Annotated in this window: 15 protein-coding genes, 2 tRNA genes and 1 pseudogene; 2 read left to right on the top strand and 16 right to left on the bottom strand. The window is 53.5% G+C overall.

Going from position 1 to position 21,186, the window contains the following annotated elements; genetic code table 11:
• Positions 1-53 precede the first annotated feature (53 nt).
• A complete protein-coding gene (locus tag B9Z35_RS00090) occupies positions 54-2,147 on the top strand; it encodes an ATP-dependent helicase (protein ID WP_108281669.1) in 2,094 nt (697 codons plus the stop codon).
• A 55-nt stretch (positions 2,148-2,202) separates the two neighbouring features.
• Here B9Z35_RS00090 and B9Z35_RS00085 read toward each other — a convergent pair.
• Positions 2,203-2,278 (bottom strand) — tRNA-Phe (locus B9Z35_RS00085).
• 162 nt (positions 2,279-2,440) lie between these two features.
• Here B9Z35_RS00085 and B9Z35_RS00080 point away from each other — a divergent pair.
• Positions 2,441-3,052: a hypothetical protein gene (locus B9Z35_RS00080; protein WP_108281668.1), complete on the top strand. Its 612-nt coding sequence runs from the start codon at positions 2,441-2,443 to the stop codon at positions 3,050-3,052.
• Positions 3,053-3,072: 20 nt separating this feature from the next.
• Here the strand turns inward: B9Z35_RS00080 and B9Z35_RS00075 are convergent, their stop codons facing one another.
• The 15 genes and pseudogenes from B9Z35_RS00075 to tuf all read right to left on the bottom strand — a co-directional run.
• On the bottom strand, positions 3,073-3,741 hold the full coding sequence (locus tag B9Z35_RS00075; RefSeq protein WP_108281667.1) for a response regulator: 669 nt from the start codon (positions 3,739-3,741) through the stop codon (positions 3,073-3,075).
• A gap of 21 nt (positions 3,742-3,762) precedes the next feature.
• The gene (locus B9Z35_RS00070) at positions 3,763-6,042 is read right to left on the bottom strand and encodes an ATP-binding protein (RefSeq protein ID WP_108281666.1); all 2,280 of its coding nucleotides are present in this window, start codon (positions 6,040-6,042) and stop codon (positions 3,763-3,765) included.
• Positions 6,039-6,644 carry a DUF4390 domain-containing protein gene (locus B9Z35_RS00065; protein ID WP_233246431.1) on the bottom strand — a complete coding sequence of 202 codons (606 nt, stop codon included), beginning with the start codon at positions 6,642-6,644 and terminating at the stop codon, positions 6,039-6,041. The genes B9Z35_RS00070 and B9Z35_RS00065 overlap by 4 nt, the downstream gene beginning before the upstream one ends.
• Positions 6,645-6,654: 10 nt before the next feature.
• On the bottom strand, positions 6,655-7,995 hold the full coding sequence (gene rsmB, locus B9Z35_RS00060) for a 16S rRNA (cytosine(967)-C(5))-methyltransferase RsmB (RefSeq protein WP_108281665.1): 1,341 nt from the start codon (positions 7,993-7,995) through the stop codon (positions 6,655-6,657).
• On the bottom strand, positions 7,992-8,549 hold the full coding sequence (locus B9Z35_RS00055) for a hypothetical protein (protein ID WP_108281664.1): 558 nt from the start codon (positions 8,547-8,549) through the stop codon (positions 7,992-7,994). Before B9Z35_RS00055 ends, rsmB begins: the two co-directional genes overlap by 4 nt.
• A gap of 74 nt (positions 8,550-8,623) precedes the next feature.
• The gene (gene rpoC, locus B9Z35_RS00050; protein ID WP_108281663.1) at positions 8,624-12,850 is read right to left on the bottom strand and encodes a DNA-directed RNA polymerase subunit beta'; all 4,227 of its coding nucleotides are present in this window, start codon (positions 12,848-12,850) and stop codon (positions 8,624-8,626) included.
• 29 nt (positions 12,851-12,879) lie between these two features.
• The gene (gene rpoB, locus B9Z35_RS00045; protein ID WP_108281662.1) at positions 12,880-16,992 is read right to left on the bottom strand and encodes a DNA-directed RNA polymerase subunit beta; all 4,113 of its coding nucleotides are present in this window, start codon (positions 16,990-16,992) and stop codon (positions 12,880-12,882) included.
• Positions 16,993-17,250: 258 nt separating this feature from the next.
• The gene (gene rplL / locus B9Z35_RS00040) at positions 17,251-17,625 is read right to left on the bottom strand and encodes a 50S ribosomal protein L7/L12 (RefSeq protein WP_108281661.1); all 375 of its coding nucleotides are present in this window, start codon (positions 17,623-17,625) and stop codon (positions 17,251-17,253) included.
• A 39-nt stretch (positions 17,626-17,664) separates the two neighbouring features.
• Positions 17,665-18,165, bottom strand: coding sequence for a 50S ribosomal protein L10 (rplJ, locus tag B9Z35_RS00035; protein ID WP_108281660.1), 501 nt, complete (start codon positions 18,163-18,165; stop codon positions 17,665-17,667).
• 263 nt (positions 18,166-18,428) lie between these two features.
• A complete protein-coding gene (gene rplA, locus B9Z35_RS00030) occupies positions 18,429-19,124 on the bottom strand; it encodes a 50S ribosomal protein L1 (RefSeq protein WP_108281659.1) in 696 nt (231 codons plus the stop codon).
• A gap of 1 nt (position 19,125) precedes the next feature.
• A complete protein-coding gene (gene rplK / locus B9Z35_RS00025) occupies positions 19,126-19,557 on the bottom strand; it encodes a 50S ribosomal protein L11 (protein ID WP_108281658.1) in 432 nt (143 codons plus the stop codon).
• Positions 19,558-19,672: 115 nt separating this feature from the next.
• Positions 19,673-20,269 (bottom strand): transcription termination/antitermination protein NusG, encoded by a 597-nt coding sequence (gene nusG, locus B9Z35_RS00020; protein ID WP_108281657.1) that lies wholly within the window; start codon positions 20,267-20,269, stop codon positions 19,673-19,675.
• Positions 20,269-20,652, bottom strand: coding sequence for a preprotein translocase subunit SecE (gene secE / locus B9Z35_RS00015; protein WP_108281656.1), 384 nt, complete (start codon positions 20,650-20,652; stop codon positions 20,269-20,271). Before secE ends, nusG begins: the two co-directional genes overlap by 1 nt.
• A gap of 99 nt (positions 20,653-20,751) precedes the next feature.
• Positions 20,752-20,825: transfer RNA gene (locus B9Z35_RS00010), tRNA-Trp, on the bottom strand.
• Between the two features lie 11 nt (positions 20,826-20,836).
• Positions 20,837-21,186, bottom strand: a pseudogene (gene tuf, locus B9Z35_RS00005) (elongation factor Tu); the annotation flags it as partial.

The raw sequence follows: 21,186 nt of genomic DNA, 5'->3' as shown, positions 1-21,186 counted from the left end.
TGCCTGCTGGGTAGCTCTGTATCATTGCCCGCTTCACATTAACTGTCTCCCGAATGTCTGCTGGTCTGAATCTCGCGCAACAAGAAGCCGTCAATTTCTTGCACGGTCCTTGTCTGGTGTTGGCGGGGGCGGGCTCGGGAAAGACACGCGTCATCACGCACAAGATTGGCCGCCTCATTCAAACAGGGCTTGAGCCCAAGCGGATTGCCGCGATTACCTTTACCAACAAAGCCGCCGCCGAAATGCGCGAGCGTGCCAAAGGTCTGATTGGCAAACCCGCCAACGATGTGCTGATTTGCACCTTCCACGCCTTGGGCGTGCGCATGCTGCGCCAAGACGGCGGCGTGATGGGCCTCAAACCCCAGTTCAGCATCATGGACAGCGGTGATGTGACAGGCATCTTGAAAGACGCGGGCGGCACGACCGACATTGCCACCGCACGCCAATGGCAGTGGACCATCAGCCTGTGGAAGAACATGGGCCTCAACTCCGCCCAAGCGTTGGCGCTGGCCAAAGACGACAACGAACGCATCATCGCCAAAATCATGGCCCGCTACGAAGAGCGCCTGAGTGCCTACCAAAGCGTGGACTTTGACGACCTCATTGGCATGCCCTTGAAACTGCTGCAAGAACACGATGAAGTGCGCGCCAAATGGCAAGACCAACTCGGCCATGTGCTGGTGGACGAATACCAAGACACCAACGCCACGCAATACGAAGTGCTCAAGTGTTTGGTTGGGCCTGATCATTCAAGCGCCCGTTTCACTGCCGTGGGTGACGACGACCAATCCATCTACGGCTGGCGCGGTGCCACGCTGGACAACCTGCGCAAATTGCCACAAGACTTTCCAACGTTGAAGGTCATCAAGCTGGAGCAAAACTACCGTTCCACCAGCGCCATCTTGCGTGCGGCCAACAACGTCATTCAACTCAACCCCAAGCTGTTTCCCAAAACCTTGTTCTCCGAACTCGGTGAAGGCGAACCGGTACGCGTGGTCGATGCCGACAACGAAGAACACGAAGCCGAACGCGTGGTGGCACGCATCCAATCCTTGCGCGCGGGCACGGACGCCAGCGGCAGCGGCCACCGCGAGTTGCAAGACTTTGCCATCCTCTACCGCGCCAACCACCAAGCACGGATCATTGAGATCGCCATGCGCAAGGCACAAATTCCGTACAAGGTGTCTGGCGGCCAAAGCTTTTTTGACCGCGCTGAGATTCGTGACTTGTGCTCTTGGCTACGCCTGTGGGTCAACAACGATGATGACCCTGCGTTTCTGCGCGCCGTGACCACGCCTAAGCGCGGTATTGGCCATCAAACCCTTGCCGCCCTCGGTGAATTCGCCAGCAAATACAAACTCAGCATGTTTGAGGCGCTGTTTAGCAATAGCCTGCCCTCCGTGCTCAATGCGCGCGCCTTAGGTAGCCTGCACGAGTTTGGTCGCTATGTGAACGACTTAGAGTTTCGTGCGCGCCTCACCACAGGCGCAGAAGATGCCCGCGCTTTCTTGACCGATTGGCTCAAAGACATCGGCTACGAAAAACACCTTTACGACGCCGAAGAAAGCGAAAAAGCTGCCGCCTCAAAGTGGACCAACGTGATGGAGTTTTGCGACTGGATGGCCCAGCGCTGTGGCGGCCAAATTGACGACACAGCGGGCGTCACCACCGGCAACGAAGTGAAGAACTTGCTAGAGGTGGCACAAACCATCGCCCTGCTGTCCACCTTGACCGAGCGCGAAAAAGACCAAAACGTGGTCACCCTCTCCACCCTGCACGCCTCCAAAGGTTTGGAGTGGCCACACGTCATGCTGGTGGGTGTGACCGAGGGCATGCTGCCCTTCCGCCTAGACGATGAGCCGGGTGACGAACACACCAACGACAACATCGCCGTGCGCCTGCAAGAAGAACGCCGCCTGATGTACGTGGGCATTACCCGTGCCCAACGCACCTTGGCCGTGAGCTGGACCCGCAAACGCAAAAAAGGCCGCGAAATGATTGCGGCCATGCCCAGTCGCTTCATTGCGGAGATGGATTTGAACAAAGAGACGGTCAAAGAAGACCCGCGCGAAAAGCTCAAAGCCTTGCGGGCTGAGTTTGCCAAACGCGCCATCGTGGCATCAGCCGAAAGCGCGGCCAACAAGTAAACCGGGCAGCCCAATAAAAAAGCCTCAGTAGCGAACTACTGAGGCTTTTTCGTTTTGGTGGCCTGGGGCAGAATCGAACTGCCGACACGCGGATTTTCAATCCGCTGCTCTACCAACTGAGCTACCGGGCCGAATTCGATATTGTAGCACTCTTGCAACAATTTTTCTGTGACTCTAGAAAAAACTTCTATTAGCCAAACGAATCAGCATTTGCATGGGGAGACCTTACCGCATAAGTACAGAATTGAAGATATAAAACATGTCAAATTTGTAATGGCAATAGAATGAAGGATATGCTATCTAAGCCTAATAACTATGCCGCTGAGCACCCTCGACTCGCGCGCACAACCATTGGATTGATGGTTTTGGTTGCTGGCGCTTTGTATGCCATCGTGCATATAGCCAATGGATGGTTATTCCATTTTTTAGAACTCACAGACCACATCAACTTCATTTATTTGCCCAGTTTCTTGCGGGTCATCAATGTTTTGGTTTTAGGCATGCTGTGGGGAACACTGGGCACTGCAACTGGCGGTCTCATTTTGTTTTTTTATTTTCAAGACAGCGCGTTACTCAGTACATTGAACACCGCGGCATCTGCTAGCTGTGCGGTACTGTCGCTGTGGCTCTTGCAAATTCTGCAACAACGTCCTCTGGCACTGACAAAGCTCAATGACCTCTTAAAATTAGCTTTGATGAATGCGTTGCTAAACGCGCTACTTCATCATTCGGTATGGGCCCTGCTAGACCCGAGTCAATTGGTTTCGTCTACGCAAGTGGCCTATATGGTGATTGGCGATATCAACGGCTCTATCGTCGGCGCATTGTTATTGCGTTGGTTAGCTATGCACACCCGCTTGATTGACATCGCCCAACAGCAAGTCGCGAATAGCGAATCGCACTGATCAACACAATCGGCGATTCGCTAAGCTGCTTTCTTAGCCTTAGATAAATCGACGCCCAACTGCTTGAGCTTTCGATAAAGGTGCGTGCGCTCCAAGCCAGTTTTATCGGCGACACGGGTCATTGAACCATTCTCTTGCGCGAGGTGGTATTCAAAATACGCACGCTCAAACGCATCACGCGCTTCACGCAAGGGTAGTTCTAAATCAAAACTTTGATGCGTGGGTGGTAACACCACCGCCTGCGGCGCTGAAACAGCCGTTGCACCGACGACATCTTTGCCCCCTTGTTGGGCAATAGCACCTTTAAGAGAAGCTGCTGCCATGGGCTTGCGCGCTAAACCTTGCTCCACTGCTTTGAGCAGCTTTTGCATGGTGATGGGTTTTTCTAGGAAGGCTTGCGCGCCAATGCGGGTAGCTTCGACGGCGGTGTCGATGGTGGCGTGGCCACTCATCATGATCACGGGCATGTTCAACAAACCTGCGCCCGCCCATTCTTTGAGCAATGTGACGCCATCGGTGTCGGGCATCCAAATGTCCAACAAGACCAAATCAGGGCGCGCTGCTTGGCGCGCCAAACGCGCTTGGGCTGCGTTTTCTGCCACTTCTACTGCGTGACCTTCGTCATTGAGGATCTCAAACAAGAGGTCCCGAATGCCCAATTCGTCATCCACCACCAAAATGTTCGCCATGTTTTAACTTGTCTCGCTGGATTAAATCAGTTGGTTTTGTTGTGATTCTGCAACTTGGAATGATAACGACACTTGCGCCCCGATCACCCGACCTTCCAATCCACGATTTTTTAAATCAATTCGAGCCGAATGTTCATCGGCAATTTTCTTCACCACAGCTAATCCCAACCCTGTACCGCGACTCTTGGTCGTGACATAGGGCTCAAAGGCGCGGTTCAAAATTTTTAGGGGGAACCCTGGCCCGTTATCTTTGACAACCAGTCTCACACGTCCGGTTGTGCTAACCCACTGAGTGGCAATGGACACCATAGGATGCGCTTGGCCTTCAGTCGCATCTTGCGCGTTTTGCAACAGGTTATGAACCACTTGGCGGAGCTGCTGGGCATCACCATAGATGATGGGGCAAGCCTCATCCAGCTGAGCAAACACTGGCACTGCGGCATTTTCTGCACCGTAGAGTTGCATCACTTCTTGCACCAAAGCGTTGAGGTCGAGGGGTTTGAGTTCTGCCACAGGCAACCGCGCATAGTCGCGAAACTCGTTGACCAAACGCTTCATCGCATCGACTTGGTCCACGATGGTCTTGACCGATTTATTCAGTATGAGTTGCTCTGGGTCTTGCAGCTTTCCTGTGAGCTTCATCTCTAGCCGCTCGGCTGAGAGCTGAATAGGGGTGAGTGGGTTTTTGATTTCATGCGCCAAACGACGGGCAACTTCGCCCCATGCCTGCGCACGCTGGGCAGAAACAATTTCAGAAATATCGTCAAACACCAACAAGCGGCCGTTGTTAGGCAGTACAGCCCCACGCGCCAGCAGCGTGATGTGCTGTTGCTTGTCATCACTGAGCATCACAGCGGGGCTGATGGCCGTGGCATGCAGCTCGAACGATTGTTGCCAGTGGTCCAAACCATGTTGACTGCGCTCACCCAAGAAGCCATCGAACTCACGGCGCACATGTTCTGCAAACTCCACCAAACCTTCAATGTCGCTTAATGCGCGACCTTCCCACGCTGCCAATGGGATGCGCAAGATACGTGTTGCACCAGGGTTGGAGGATTTGATGCGACCGTCCTCGGTCAACACGATCACGCCCGCAGTGAGGTTATCCAGAATGGTTTGCAAGTTGGCACGCGAGGTGTGCACCTGCAACATGCTTCGATCCACGGCTGTACGTGCGTCAGCCAGTTGCTGCGTCATCAATGCAAATGAGCGTGTCAATCCACCTAATTCATCGCGACCTTGCAAGGCAGGTTTGGGGCTCAAGTCACCCGCAGCCACATCGCGCACACCCTCGGCCAGCATCAACAAAGGACGCGCCAATTGATTACCCAACAACACGGCCAACAACACGGCACCAAATACTGCCAAAAACAAACTAAGCGTCAATGTGCCGATGTACATGCTGCGCAAGCCATCGCGCCCCAATGCGCGCTCTTGGTATTCGCGATAAGCCACTTCCACAGCCAAGGCATTGCTCACCAACGTTGGAGGAATGGCCTTGGTGACCTGTAAAACACGTGGCTCTATCAACAAACCTAAACCCGAAGGTGACACCAGCACCAAAGCTCTCACGCGTGCTTTTGAGGTACCTTGTACCTCTGCTTCATCCAAGCCATCGATGACGGTCACCACGCTTTGTGTTTTGACAAGTCGCAACTGTGCAGGGGTCGGACGCTCCGGATTAATTTTGTAACGCGAATCACCCGCGCTTGCCAGAGCTTGGCCTGAGGTGCTCCACAAAATCACATCGTCTGCCCCGAGCTGATCTTTCAGGCGTTCCAGAGCAAGGCCCACCGATGCATCTGGTAGGTCATTGATTTGTGCTGTCGCAGAGCGTGTTTTTTGGCCTAGATCGTTGGCTATCGTGTCTAAGGTGGTTCGCCCTAAGCTCAGACCCGCGTCCAAGGCACCTTCGACCTTCACATCAAACCAACTCTCAATAGAACGAGAGACGAATTGATAGGAAACGCTGTAGATCAGAATGCCTGGTACAAAGCCCACTAGCGCAAAGGTGGCAGCAATTTTCAAAAGTAATCGACTTCCGAATTTGCCTTGACGCAGCCGCACCAACAATCGCAGGGACAACCAACCAATAACCCCCATCAGCAAGGTGGCCACGACTACGTTCAAGCCAAACAGTTGACGGTAGTTGCGTTCGTAAAGTTCACGGTTGTCGGTGGCTTGCGTCAACAAAAACAGCAAGACCAGCCCCAACCCCAGCACGACGGCTGCACTGATGACCAATAACCACCGCAACTGAAAGCTAGAAAGGCGCGAACGCTTTTCTGCAAGCTCAATCATGGCGTCAACTCCAAACGCTGCGTTTTGCTAAAGCCAATATTCCAGTCGCTCTGTCCTGCCGCGCCAATCTGCAAAGGACGTGGCAACTGCTTGAGATCGAGCCTGAAATTGATGCTGATGGTTTGCTTCGCGTCTGGGTTGTAATCCGCTGCATTGGCGATTCGCCACTGCACGATACGGCGAACGGCACCGATGGCCTCTTCTGCTGTGTCATAGCTTTGACCTAGGCTCATACCTAAACCGCTGACGTTGAAAGACTGAGGGGAAATATTGACGCGCCAACGACGCGTGAGTGGTTGATAGAACAAACGCACATGTCGCTCGGCGTGCGCCACGCGTTGGTTGTAAAAGTACCAGCGCTCTTGACTGATATCGACCTCGGTCACAAAGTACAAGGTGATGCCTTTGAGCAACGCATCCTCAAGCGCAGCTGGCAAATCGAAGCGCCAGCTGCCACTCATGTAAAGCGAAGATTCATCGCGCTCTAATTTCAACGACTGTAACTCAACAGGCGTATCGGCTTGCGATAGGGTTGGCAAAGCCAAGCTCATAGCAACGCACATCCACACGCACAGTCGCCTTGCGCTTTGAAAGCCGCTCAAAAAGAGCGCTTCAAGCCGCTGGAATTTTTTCGAACAGTGCGTAATAAAAGCCATCGTGATCACCGTCTAGATTGTCGGTGAGCAAGGCGCTTGTTGTGCCATTTTGGGGTCTTAAATGCCCTAGAGACGGCAGTAAACAGGCATTGGTGTTGTGTTCAACAAACGTTTTGGCTTGGTTCTCGCCTTCGGCCATGAATACCGAACAGGTACAGTAGAGCAACCTACCGCCCGGCTTGACCAATGGCCACAACTGGTTGAGTAGGTTTTTCTGAATTCCCGCCAATTTGGCGATGTCTGCATCGCGACGTAACCAACGGACATCGGGGTGACGACGCACGATACCTGAGGCAGTACATGGCGCATCTAAGAGAATGGCATCAAACTGCTTCCCGTCCCACCAGGTTTTGGTAAGTGCTGCATCAGCGGCAATGACTTTGGCTTGACGCCCAATGCGCTGCAAATTTTGCGCAATACGTTCACAACGCTGCGGGTCAATATCCAACGCCGTCACTTCTGACTTGTCATTGAGCAACTCCAGCAAGTGCGCCGTTTTTCCGCCAGGCGCAGCGCATGCATCCAAGATACGCAACGCTTGATCTGCTGGCGCAAAGTCTTTCAGCAGAATCTGTGCGGCACATTGTGCGGCCGCGTCTTGCACGGAGCACAAACCTTCGGCGAAACCTGGAATATCACGCACGCTATGCGCTTGTGAGAGTACCAAGCCTTGCTCGCCAACAGGCTGCGACTGCAGGCCGTGGTTGACCCAATCCATTTGCAAGGCTTCACGAATGATGCGCGAGGTGTTGACGCGCCATGTCATGGGCGCTGCTTGGTTGTTGGCGCGCAAGATGTCTTGCCAGTGGTCAGGATGATCTTGCTGCAAACGCTTGACCCACCACTCTGGATGATTCCACTGCGATTGCACATCGGTGTCTGTGGCCGCCACCAAGGCATCACGCTCGCGCAAAAAACGTCGCAAGCATGCATTCAAAAAATTAGCTTGCATTTGCAAGCTACGGGTTTTCTTAGCGGCTTCAACGGCTTGGTTCACCAAGGTGTGTGGCTCGTAAGGTGCGTTGTCTGGATCCCATGCCAGCGCAAGCGCTGTACATAGCAAAGCGTCGGGCAATGGTGCGGGCGTACGCGAGGCCAATTGCGCACGCAAGGCTTGCGCACGGCCAAGTTGGCGCAATGCTTGAAACAACAAGGCTTGCACGCCTGGGCGCAAAGCAGATGGCACGGCCTCTAAGGCTACGGTGCCAGACACACCACGTCGCACTTGCGCCAAGGCTTGAGCCACAGCTTGCAGCTGTTGCCACAGCGGGACGGATGTAGGTTTGTGTTCACTCATTCCAAAATGCGTCCAGGTTTGAACTTGAACAAGCGAGCCATCCACGTGGCAGGAAACATGTCAATCGCGTCGTTGTAGTTGATGATGGCTTGGTTAAATCGCTGCAAATCGGGCTGAATAGAAATACCCAACTCAGCCCAGCGTTGCGTCAGCTCAGCTGGCACTGACACGTAGTACACATCCGGATGTGTGAGGGCTTCCCATGCAGCTTGCAAATCACGGCTGGTTGCTACAAGTGCAATGGATGAGGATGGGTCTAGCGGATGCTCTTGCATGCGCGCCAAGGCCATGGCCGACAAATTTGCTGCCACTTGCAAGCGCGTCCAGTGGCTCGCACCCAACTCTGGCGACACCGCGGTTTGCCAACCTGATGGCGAGGTCACGGCAGCCGTGGTGGCCTCTTGTACCAGCGCTTGGTAGCGCAGCATGAGTTCTTCAAGCACCGCAAACTGTTTGTTCACCGCCGTGCGCAAGCCCACCAAGCGGCGGTACGCACCCACGCTCCAAAACACCATCACGGCGACAAATAACCAAAACCACCACGCATCAAGCATGTTGCACTCCTTGTGCTTTGACCGATCGGCCCAAACAACAAAGGCCCTTTCGGGCCTTTGTTGAGGGGGTCGCTTTACGCTTCTTCGCCAGCACCGTGGTCGACTTGAGTCTCTTCGTCCGAAGAGCCTCCAGCCAACTCAGCAGCCTCGGCTTCAGCAATGGCGCGGCGCTCGGCGTCGTCCATGGCGTCTTTGACCTTGCGGGCTTTGTGATAAGCCATACCGGTACCTGCGGGGATCAGGCGACCGACGATGACGTTTTCCTTCAAGCCGCGCAATTCGTCGCGCTTGCCCATGATGGCCGCTTCGGTCAACACACGTGTGGTTTCTTGGAAAGAAGCCGCAGAGATGAACGAGTCGGTCGACAAGGAAGCTTTGGTAATACCCAACAACAAGTTGGTGAAAGTCGCTGGGACTTTGCCATCACGTTGCAGTGCTTCGTTGGTGTTGAGGATCTCAGAACGCTCAACTTGTTCGCCAGCGATGTAGTTGGAATCACCCACGCTTTCGACCACAACACGACGCAGCATTTGACGCACGATCACTTCAATGTGCTTGTCGTTGATCTTCACGCCTTGCAAGCGGTAAACGTCTTGCACTTCGTCGACGATGTAGCGAGCCAACTCTTCCATACCGAGCAAACGCAAGATGTCTTGTGGGTCGGCTGGGCCGTCCACAACGCTCTCGCCTTTGTTGACCACTTGGCCTTCGTGGACCAAGATGTTCTTCTCTTTAGGAATGAGTTCGTCCCACACTTTGCCTTCTGGATCAGTGATCTGCAAACGAACCTTGCCTTTGGTTTCTTTACCAAACGACACAGTACCGGTCATCTCAGCCAACATACCCTTGTCTTTGGGTGAACGGGCTTCGAACAGTTCGGCCACACGTGGCAAACCGCCGGTAATGTCGCGGGTCTTTTGACCTTCAACAGGGATACGTGCCAAGACTTCGCCTGGGCCCACATCCATGCCATCACGCACTTGGATCAACGCGCCGATTTGGAAGCCAATCGTCACCGCGTGGTCTGTGCCAGGAATCTTCACTTCTTTGCCAGAGGCATCGATCAGCTTGACCTGTGGGCGAACCACTTTGGTCGAGCCGCGACGTTTCGGGTCAATCACCACCAAGGTGGACAAGCCTGTGACTTCGTCCATCTGCTTAGCAACCGTGAGGCCTTCTTCGACGTTTTCGAATTGCACCTTACCGGCGAATTCAGTGATGATGGGTCGTGTCAATGGATCCCAGTTGGCCAAGATGACGCCAGCCTTGATGGCCTGGTCTGGCTTGACCGACAGAATCGCACCATACGGCACTTTGTGACGCTCACGCTCGCGACCATGTTCGTCGTGGATGATGATTTCGCCGGAGCGAGAAATCACCACCAACTCGCCCTTGGTGTTGGACACATAACGCATGGTGGAGTTGAAACCAATCACACCATTCGACTTAGCTTCGACGCTAGAAGCCACGGCTGCACGAGACGCGGCACCACCGATGTGGAACGTACGCATGGTCAGCTGTGTACCGGGTTCACCGATGGACTGAGCAGCGATCACGCCGACAGCTTCACCGTTGTTCACCAAACCGCCGCGACCCAAGTCACGGCCGTAGCACATGGAGCACAAACCAAAGCGTGTTTCGCAATTCAATGCGGTGCGCACTTTGACTTCGTCAACGCCTGCGGCTTCGATTTCGTCAATGATGTCTTCGTCCAGCATCACGCCAGCTTTGACCAACACAGCGCGAGACTCTGGGCTCACCACATCATCAGCCGCAACGCGACCCAAGATACGGTCACGCAAGGACTCAATCACTTCACCGCCTTCAACGATGGCGCGCATGAGTTGACCATTGGTTGTGCCGCAATCGTTTTCGGTCACGACCAAGTCTTGCGTCACGTCAACCAAACGACGTGTCAAGTAACCTGAGTTCGCTGTCTTCAACGCGGTGTCGGCCAGACCTTTACGTGCACCGTGGGTGGAAATAAAGTACTGCAACACGTTCAGACCTTCACGGAAGTTCGCCGTGATAGGGGTCTCAATGATGGAGCCGTCAGGCTTGGCCATCAAACCACGCATACCGGCTAACTGACGGATCTGAGCGGCAGAACCGCGAGCGCCAGAGTCGGCCATCATGTAGATGGAGTTGAACGATTCTTGATCGACTTCGTTACCGTGACGGTCGATGGTCTTCTCTTTGCGGAGTTGGTCCATCATCACTTTTGACACAGCGTCGCCAGCCTTACCCCAGATGTCGACCACCTTGTTGTAACGCTCGCCAGAAGTCACCAAACCAGACACGTATTGTTGTTCGATGTCTTTGACTTCTTTTTCAGACGCCGCGATGATGCCGCCTTTTTCTGGTGGCACCAACATGTCGTCAATCGCAATCGAGATACCAGCGCGTGTGGCCAAACGGAAACCGTTTTGCAACAGCTTGTCGGCAAACACCACGGTGTCTTTCAAACCGCACTTGCGGAACGCAACGTTGATGAGTTTAGAAATTTCTTTCTTCTTCAACGCTCTGTTGATCACATCGAATGGCAAGCCCTTAGGCAAAATCTCAGACAACAACGCGCGACCCACAGTGGTGTCCACCAACTTGGTCACTTCGTTGAATTCGCCTGTTTGCTTATCTTTGGTCCACTCGGTGATACGCACGCTGACTTTGGCAGTCAACTCAACCACACCGGCGTCCAAAGCACGCTGCACTTCGGGCACGTTGGCAAACACCAAGCCTTCACCCTTGCCGTTGATACGGTCACGGGTGGCGTAGTACAAGCCCAACACAACGTCTTGTGAAGGAACGATAGAAGGTTCGCCCGAAGCTGGGAACAACACGTTGTTCGAAGCGAGCATCAAGGTACGAGCTTCCATCTGTGCTTCCACAGACAAAGGCACGTGAACGGCCATTTGGTCACCGTCGAAGTCGGCGTTAAACGCTGAACAGACGAGTGGGTGCAACTGAATGGCTTTACCTTCGATCAAGATAGGTTCAAAGGCTTGAATACCCAAGCGGTGCAGCGTAGGCGCACGGTTCAACATGACAGGGTGCTCTTTAATCACCTCTTCCAAGATGTCCCACACCACGGCTGAACCGGATTCGACTTCTTTCTTCGCAGCCTTGATCGTGGTCGCGATGCCCATGGCTTCGAGACGCGAGAAGATGAAAGGCTTGAACAACTCGAGTGCCATCAACTTTGGCAAACCGCACTGGTGCAGTTTCAAAGTTGGGCCGACGGTAATCACTGAACGACCCGAGTAGTCGACGCGCTTACCCAACAAGTTTTGACGGAAACGACCGCTCTTGCCTTTGATCATGTCAGCCAATGACTTCAAGGCGCGCTTGTTAGCACCTGTCATGGCCTTGCCGCGACGGCCGTTGTCCAGCAAGCTGTCCACGGCTTCTTGCAACATACGCTTTTCGTTGCGTGCAATGATTTCAGGCGCCTTCAGCTCGAGCAAACGACGCAGGCGGCTGTTACGGTTGATCACGCGACGGTACAAGTCGTTCAAATCGGAGGTCGCAAAACGACCGCCATCCAAAGGCACCAGAGGGCGCAAATCAGGTGGCAACACGGGCAAGACAGACAACACCATCCACTCGGGCTTGATGCCAGACTTCTTGAACGCTTCCATCAATTTCAAACGCTTGGCGTTTTTCTTGATCTTGAGTTCTGAACCAGTCAGGTCGTTGCGCAACTTCTCGATTTCAACGTCGAGGTCGAGACCTTCGAGCAAATCTTTGATGCCTTCAGCGCCCATCTTGGCGATGAATTCGTCACCGTACTCCACCACTTTGGCTTCGTAGTCGTCTTCCGACATGATGGCGAATTTCTTCAAAGGTGTCATGCCGGGATCGGTCACGACATAGGCTTCAAAGTACAACACGCGTTCGATGTCACGCAAGGTCATGTCTAACACGAGGCCCAAACGTGACGGCAGTGACTTCAAGAACCAGATGTGTGCGCAAGGTGCGGCCAGGTCGATGTGACCCATACGCTCGCGACGCACTTTGGTTTGTGTGACTTCAACGCCGCACTTTTCGCAAATCACGCCACGGTGCTTGAGGCGTTTGTATTTGCCGCACAAGCATTCGTAGTCTTTGATCGGGCCAAAGATCTTGGCGCAAAACAGACCATCGCGCTCAGGCTTGAAGGTACGGTAGTTGATGGTTTCTGGCTTTTTCACTTCGCCGAAAGACCATGAACGGATCTTCTCAGGAGAAGCCATGCCAATTTTGATGGCATCGAAATGCTCATCGGGCGTGAACTGCTTGAACAGGTCGAGTAATGATTTCATGTTTTAAATCCTTCTTTTCGTCAAACCGCTTAAGCGCGGTCCAACTCAATGTCGATGCCCAATGAACGAATTTCTTTGACCAACACGTTGAACGATTCGGGCATGCCCGCTTCGATCGAGTGCTCGCCTTTGACAATGCTCTCGTACACCTTGGTACGGCCTTGCACGTCGTCGGACTTGACGGTCAACATTTCTTGCAATGTGTAAGACGCGCCGTAAGCTTCCAAAGCCCACACCTCCATCTCACCGAAACGCTGGCCACCGAACTGAGCCTTACCACCCAGCGGCTGCTGTGTGACCAAGCTGTATGGACCGGTAGAACGTGCGTGCATCTTGTCATCGACCAAATGGTGGAGCTTCAAGAAGTGCATGTAGCCGATGGTGGTTGGACGCTCGAAAGCTTCGCCAGTACGGCCGTCAAACAAGTTTGCTTGTGTACGTGTGGCTGTCAGACCTTTCGCCTTGGCGATGTCATCTGGGTAAGCCAACTTCAACATGGTGCGGATGTCTTCTTCTGCAGCGCCGTCGAACACGGGGGTTGCAAATGGAACACCGTTGGTCAAGTTGCCAGCCATCTCGACAATTTGCGTGTCGTTGAGCTTGCTCAGGTCTTCCTTGCGGCCAGAACCGTTGTACAACTCTTCCATGAAGGCGCGGATTTCAGCAGCTTTGGCTTGCTCTTGGAGCATGTTGCCAATGCGTTGGCCGATACCTTTACCAGCCCAACCCAAGTGAACTTCCAACACCTGACCCACGTTCATACGTGAAGGAACGCCCAAGGGGTTCAACACGATGTCGCAAGGTGTGCCATCGGCCATGTAAGGCATATCTTCGACCGGAACGATCTTTGACACCACACCCTTGTTACCGTGACGACCGGCCATCTTGTCACCAGGCTGCAAGCGACGCTTGACTGCCAAGTAGACCTTGACCATCTTCAACACGCCTGCTGGCAATTCGTCGCCTTGCGTCAACTTCTTGCGCTTCTCTTCGAAGGCCAAGTCAAAGCTGTGACGGGTTTGTTCCATCGCGTTCTTGATGCTTTCCAACTGGCCTGCAGTTTCTTCATCAGAAGGACGGATGTCGAACCAGTGGAACTTCTCGACAGATGCCAAGTAGGCCTTGTCGATTTTGCTGCCCTTGGCCAACTTGTTAGGACCACCGTTGGCTGTTTTGCCGTTCAAGAGTTTTTCGATACGGTCAAACGCGTCAGCTTCCACGATGCGGAGCTGGTCGTTCAAGTCGAGGCGGAAACGCTTGAGTTCGTCATCAATAATTTGCTGAGCACGTTTGTCACGCACGATGCCCTCACGCGTGAAGACTTGCACGTCGATAACCGTACCTTGCGAACCTTGGCTCACGCGCAGTGATGTGTCTTTCACATCGCTGGCTTTCTCGCCGAAGATCGCGCGCAACAGTTTTTCTTCTGGTGTGAGCGTGGTTTCGCCTTTTGGCGTGACCTTGCCGACCAGTGTGTCGCCGGGTTGCACTTCTGCACCCACGTAGATGATGCCGGAGTCATCCAAACGGTTGAGTTGTTGCTCAGCCAAGTTTGGAATATCGCGTGTGATTTCTTCTGCACCCAACTTGGTGTCGCGAGCCATCACCACGAGTTCTTCGATGTGGATCGAGGTGTAGCGGTCTTCTGCCACCACGCGCTCGCTGATCAAGATCGAGTCTTCGAAGTTGTAGCCGTTCCAAGGCATGAAAGCGATCAACATGTTTTGACCGATGGCGATTTCGCCGAGGTCAGTTGAAGCGCCGTCAGCCACCACGTCACCCTTAGCAATCTTGTCGCCACGCTTGACGATCGGACGCTGATGGATGTTGGTGTTTTGGTTAGAACGTTGGTACTTGATGAGGTTGTAGATGTCCACGCCCACTTCGCCAGCTTGTGCTTCAGCGTCGTTCACGCGAACCACAACGCGGGTTGCGTCAACGTAATCAACCACACCACCGCGAGTAGCAGTTACCACAGTGCCCGAGTCGACCGCAGCAACGCGCTCGATACCGGTACCGACCATTGGTTTTTCTGGACGCAACACTGGCACGGCTTGGCGTGACATGTTGGCACCCATCAAAGCGCGGTTCGCGTCATCGTGCTCGAGGAACGGAACCAAAGAGGCCGCCACTGACACGATCTGCGCTGGAGACACGTCCATGTACTGGATGCGCTCTGCGCCGCACAAAATGGATTCGCCGTTTTCACGGGCAGACACCAAGTCGCCAGTCAGCTTGCCGTCTTTGTCCAAAGCCGCGTTGGCCTGAGCGATGACGTATTTGCCTTCTTCGATGGCGGACAAGTAATCGATGTCCATCGTCACTTTGGCATCGACCACGCGACGGTATGGGGTTTCAATGAAACCGTACTCGTTCAAGCGGGCGTACAAAGCCAAAGAGTTGATCAAACCAATGTTTGGACCTTCTGGTGTTTCGATAGGGCACACACGACCGTAGTGGGTCACGTGCACGTCACGCACTTCAAAGCCTGCACGTTCGCGCGTCAAACCGCCTGGACCCAAAGCAGAGACGCGACGCTTGTGCGTGATCTCGGCCAATGGGTTGGTTTGGTCCATAAACTGTGACAACTGTGATGCGCCGAAGAATTCTTTGAGCGCAGCAGAGATGGGCTTGGAGTTGATCAAGTCGTGAGGCATGAGCGGTTCTTGCTCGGCTTGGCCCAAACGCTCTTTCACGGCTTTTTCGATACGTGCCAAACCTGTACGGTATTGGTTTTCGGCCAATTCGCCCACGCAACGCACGCGACGGTTACCCAAGTGGTCGATGTCATCAACTTCGCCACGGCCGTTACGCAAGTCCACCAAGATCTTCACCACTGACAAGATGTCGTCGTTGGTCAAGACCATAGGACCTGTTGATTCAGCAGTGCCCACTTTGGCGTTGAACTTCATACGACCCACGCGCGACAAATCGTACGTGTCTGGGTTGTAGAACAAACGTTGGAACAAGGCTTGCACTGCGTCTTCTGTCGGTGGCTCGCCTGGGCGCATCATGCGATAGATGGCCACGCGGGCAGCGAATTCGTCCACGGTTTCGTCTGTACGCAGCGTTTGCGAAATGTACGCACCTTGGTCGAGTTCGTTGGTGTAGATACATTGCAGCTCTTGCACACCGGCTTCGCGCAATTTCTTGAGCAAGGCTTCTGTCAACTCATCGTTGGCACGGGCAATCAATTCGCCGGTGTCGCTGTCGATGATGTTCTTGGCCAACACGCGGCCAATCAAGAAGTCTTCTGGCACGCTGATGTGCGTGGTTTTGCTTTCGTCCAACTCGCGGGTGTGACGTGCAGTCACGCGCTTGTCTTTGGCAACGATCACTTTGCCAGCTTTGTCAGTGATGTCAAAGCGAGCCACTTCACCACGCAGACGCTCGGCCACAAATTCCATTTGTGCGCCGCTGTCCATCAAGCGGAAGTTATCGTTCACGAAGAAGTTCGCGAGGATGGTTTCTGGAGTCAAGCCAATGGCTTTCAACAGAATAGACACTGGCATCTTACGGCGACGGTCGACGCGGAAGTACAGCAAGTCTTTTGGATCGAATTCGAAATCGAGCCATGAACCGCGGTAAGGGATGATGCGAGCACTGAACAACAATTTGCCAGAGCTGTGTGTCTTGCCCTTGTCGTGTTCGAAGAACACGCCAGGAGAACGGTGCAACTGAGACACGATCACGCGCTCTGTACCGTTGATGATGAAGGAGCCTTTGTCCGTCATCAAAGGCACTTCGCCCATGTAGACCTCTTGCTCTTTCACTTCCTTGACCACTTTGGACTGTGGTGTCGAAGACTCACGGTCGTAAATGATGAGTTGCACGCGTGCGCGCACAGCTGAAGAGAAAGTCAAACCACGTGTTTGGCATTCACGCACATCAAAGGCGGGCTTGGCCAAGTTGTATTCGAGATATTTCATCTCGACAAAACCGTTGTGCGACACGATTGGGAATGCAGCTTCAAAAGCAGCTTGCAGACCTTCGTTGGTACGCTTTTTAGGAATAACGTCAGCTTGCAAGAACGCGGTGTACGCGTCTTTTTGCATTTGCAACAAATATGGAATTTCCAGCACGCTGTCGCGGCTGCCGAAACTCTTGCGGATACGCTTGCGTTCGGTGTATGAGTAGGCCATGAGATCTCCGGGCTTGATCTTTCAGAACTGTTTTCAGCATGGGACATCACGTCCCACACGTCAGGCTTGGCGGCTGGCCTCTACCAGCGTTGGCGGACGGTTGCGCATTGCACGCAACCCGAACCAAGGCATCTTCTGCAGTTGGGGTCAGAAGACACTCAAAAGAAGGTTAATTTCGACCTGCTTTTGGGTGTGCTCTGTAAGCACAGAAGGCTGGAGGCCCTTAACGGGACACTCCAGCCTCGAAAGCGAACCGAATTACTTCAGTTCAACCTTAGCACCAGCTTCTTCGAGCTTCTTCTTAGCGGCTTCAGCGTCAGCCTTAGAAGCGCCTTCTTTCACAGCCTTTGGAGCGCCGTCAACCATGTCTTTGGCTTCTTTCAAGCCCAGACCGGTGATTTCGCGAACTGCTTTAATCACGGACACTTTGTTTGCACCAGCGTCTGTCAACACAACGTTGAATTCAGACTTCTCTTCAGCAGCAGCACCGCCGCCACCGCCGCCAGCAGCGGGAGCAGCCATAGCTGCAGCGCTCACGCCAAACTTCTCTTCGATGGCTTTCACCAATTCGTTGAGTTCCAAGACCGTCATGCTGTCGAGCGCGGTCAAAAATGCGTCTTTATCGAATGCCATTTTTATTTCCTAACAATTAGTTAAAACACGAGCTGCGCATTAAGCGGCAGCTGTTTCGCCTTTTTGAGCAGCCAATGCGCCCAACACCACTGCGGTGCGAGACATAGGCGACATCAACAAGCCACACAACTGAGCCAACAACACTTCTTTCGAAGGGATGCTTGCCAATTGCTTAACGCCGTTTGCGTCCAAAGCTTTACCACCGTAAACGCCAGCACGGATCACCAACTTGTCGTTGGTTTTCGCGAACTCAGCCACCACCTTAGCGGCAGCGATTGCGTCAACAGAGAAGCCATAGATCAGCGGGCCGGTCATCTGGTCAGCGACGACTTCGAATGAGCTACCAGTCACAGCACGGCGTGCGAGTGTGTTTTTCAACACGCTCAGGCTCACACCATTGCTACGCGCTTGGTTGCGCAATTTAGTCATGTCAGCGACCGTGATGCCGCGGTATTCCGCAATCACCAGCGTTTGAGCTTGGGCGGCGAGCGTGGTCACTTCTGAAATGACCGCTTCTTTCTCACTGCGATTAAGACTCAAGGTCTACTCCTTTAAATGTGTCTTCAGGTCTATACCCGTTGACACGCCACTTTTGCAGCGACCTAACTGTCAGGAAGAATTCCGTCGAGCGGGATCGCCATCTGCGTTGGTCATTCAATTAAGTGGGATCAAGCCCCACACCAACGGTCTTGGATGGCCTGTGCAACTTCGAGAAGTTGCCTCAGCCCACCACTCTGAGCCATGCTTTCACGTGGCTCGGATTTTTGAGCGCGACTTGCGCGCTCAGATTCAAAGTCGTCGCCTTAAGCGCCAACAGTTTGCACATCAACGCGCACGCCCACACCCATGGTGGAGGACACGGCAACTTTGCGCAGGTAAACACCTTTGCTGGATGCTGGCTTGGCTTTATTCAAAGCTTCGACCAATGCAGCCAAATTACCTTGCAGCTTGTCGGTGTCGAATGAACGACGACCGATGGTGCTGTGCACGATACCGGCTTTGTCAACGCGGAACTGGACTTGACCAGCTTTGGCATTGCGCACAGCGGTAGCGACGTCTGGTGTGACGGTGCCGACTTTGGGGTTAGGCATCAGACCACGTGGGCCCAAGATTTGACCCAAAGTACCCACAACGCGCATCGCGTCAGGAGCAGCAATCACCACGTCGAAAGGCATGTCGCCGGCCTTGACCATAGCAGCCAAGTCGTCCATGCCAACCACGTCAGCACCAGCAGCTTTAGCTTCTTCAGCTTTAGCGCCTTGGGCGAACACGGCCACGCGGGCAGTTTTACCAGTGCCGTTAGGCAAGACCACGGCGCCACGCACCACTTGGTCAGATTTCTTAGCGTCGATACCGAGTTGCACAGACACGTCGATAGACTCATCGAACTTGGCAGTGGCGCACTCTTTGACAATGCCCAAAGCATCAACCAAAGCGTAGAGCTTTGTGCTTTCGACCTTGCCCACGAAGGCTTTTTGTTTTTTAGTCAACTTGGCCATCTCACACGCCCTCCACAGTCACGCCCATCGAACGGGCAGAGCCGGCGATGATGCGAACAGCTGCGTCTAAGTCGGCAGCATTCAAGTCTTCCATCTTAGTTTTAGCGATCTCTTCGAGCTGAGCGCGAGTGATCTTGCCAACTTTGTCAGCGTGAGGACGGGCAGAGCCCTTGTCCAACTTGATGGCCTTCTTGATCAAGGTAGTCGCTGGAGGCGTCTTGATGATGAAAGTAAAGGATTTGTCTGCAAACGCAGTGATGACCACTGGCAATGGCAAACCTGGCTCAACGCCTTGGGTTTGGGCATTGAACGCCTTGCAGAATTCCATGATGTTCAAACCACGTTGACCCAATGCTGGGCCAATAGGTGGCGATGGATTAGCTTTACCTGCTGGAACTTGCAGCTTGATAAAACCGACGATTTTTTTCGCCATGCTTTTCTCCTTGCGGGTGCAAACGTTCTTGCGAACTCCCCGGGGTTAACGACTCACTTCACATGTTTGGCACCGAGTCGGGAAGCACCAAACCAAAAAACTTTTTTTGAACCGATCAGGTCTTTTCGATCTGACCAAATTCCAATTCGACGGGTGTTGCGCGACCGAAGATGGTGACCGAGACGCGCACTTTGCTTTTCTCGTAGTTAACTTCCTCGACTGAACCATTGAAATCGGTGAACGGGCCTTCTTTGACACGCACCAACTCGCCCACCATGAACTCAACTTTGTGACGAGGCTTGTCCGCACCGTCTTGCATTTGGCTCACGATCTTCTGGACTTCCGCCTCAGAAATAGGCGCAGGGCGGTTCTTAGCACCACCCACAAAACCTGTCACTTTATTCGTGTGCTTCACCAAGTGCCATGTATCGTCATCCATCACCATTTCGACGAACACGTAGCCTGGGAAGAACTTACGCTCAGCGGTACGACGCTGACCGTTTTTCATTTCCACCACTTCTTCGGTAGGCACCAAGATGCGACCGAATTTGGTTTCCATACCAGCGCGCGCAATACTTTCACGGATATTTCGTTCGACGGCTTTTTCCATGCCGGAATAGGCATGAACCACATACCAACGCAAATCTGGATTCACGTAAGCAGGTGGCGTTGCAGCCGCATCAGCTGCGGCGTTGTCGATGATGTCGCTCATTATTTTTTCCAGCCCAGAATCAGGTCGTAAAACACCCATTCAAGGGTCTTATCGGTCAACCACAAGAACAGCGCCATGATCACCACAAAGGCGAACACATACAAAGTCATTTGAGTGGACTCTTTACGAGTTGGCCACACGACCTTATTAACTTCACGCCACGCATCATTACCAAAAGCCACCAATTGACGACCTGGCAACGACAACAAGAACACCACTACCGCAGCAACCAAACCGCCGACCAATGTCAACCACTGAACGATCGCACCTTGCTCAGACAGCGTGTAAAAACCGCCCAAAGCAGCCACGACCAATGCCACCACCAAGACCAGCTTGGCCTTGTCGGCGGCCGTCGAGACGTTTTCAATATTTGCTGCAGACATGGATGAGGGTTTTCCTGTACCGTTTTTTATGCGTTGATTAAGACACCGAAGCCCGCCATCTTGGCGGGCTTGGTAAACCACAGAGCTTTAAGGCTTTAGTGGCAGGGGCGGAGGGAATCGAACCCCCATCGACGGTTTTGGAAACCGCAACTTTACCACTAAGCTACGCCCCTAAATCTAATGGCTAGGCAATGATCTTAGCAACCACACCAGCGCCAACAGTCTTACCGCCTTCGCGGATAGCGAAGCGCAAGCCTTCTTCCATCGCAATGGGGTGGATCAACTTCACAGTGATCGACACGTTGTCACCTGGCATCACCATCTCTTTGCCTTCTGGCAACTCGATAGCACCAGTCACGTCAGTCGTACGGAAGTAGAACTGTGGACGGTAGTTGTTGAAGAATGGAGTGTGGCGGCCGCCTTCGTCTTTAGACAACACATAGATCTCAGCTGTGAAGTGAGTGTGTGGCTTGACTGAACCTGGCTTGCACAGCACTTGGCCGCGCTGCACGTCTTCGCGCTTTGTACCGCGCA

The sequence above is a fragment of the Limnohabitans sp. Jir61 genome, from assembly GCF_003063545.1.
In the GTDB taxonomy this organism is placed as follows: Bacteria; Pseudomonadota; Gammaproteobacteria; order Burkholderiales; family Burkholderiaceae_C; genus Limnohabitans.
The sequence above is the reverse complement of the archived record's forward strand: the minus strand, read 5'-3'. Positions and strand labels throughout refer to the sequence as shown.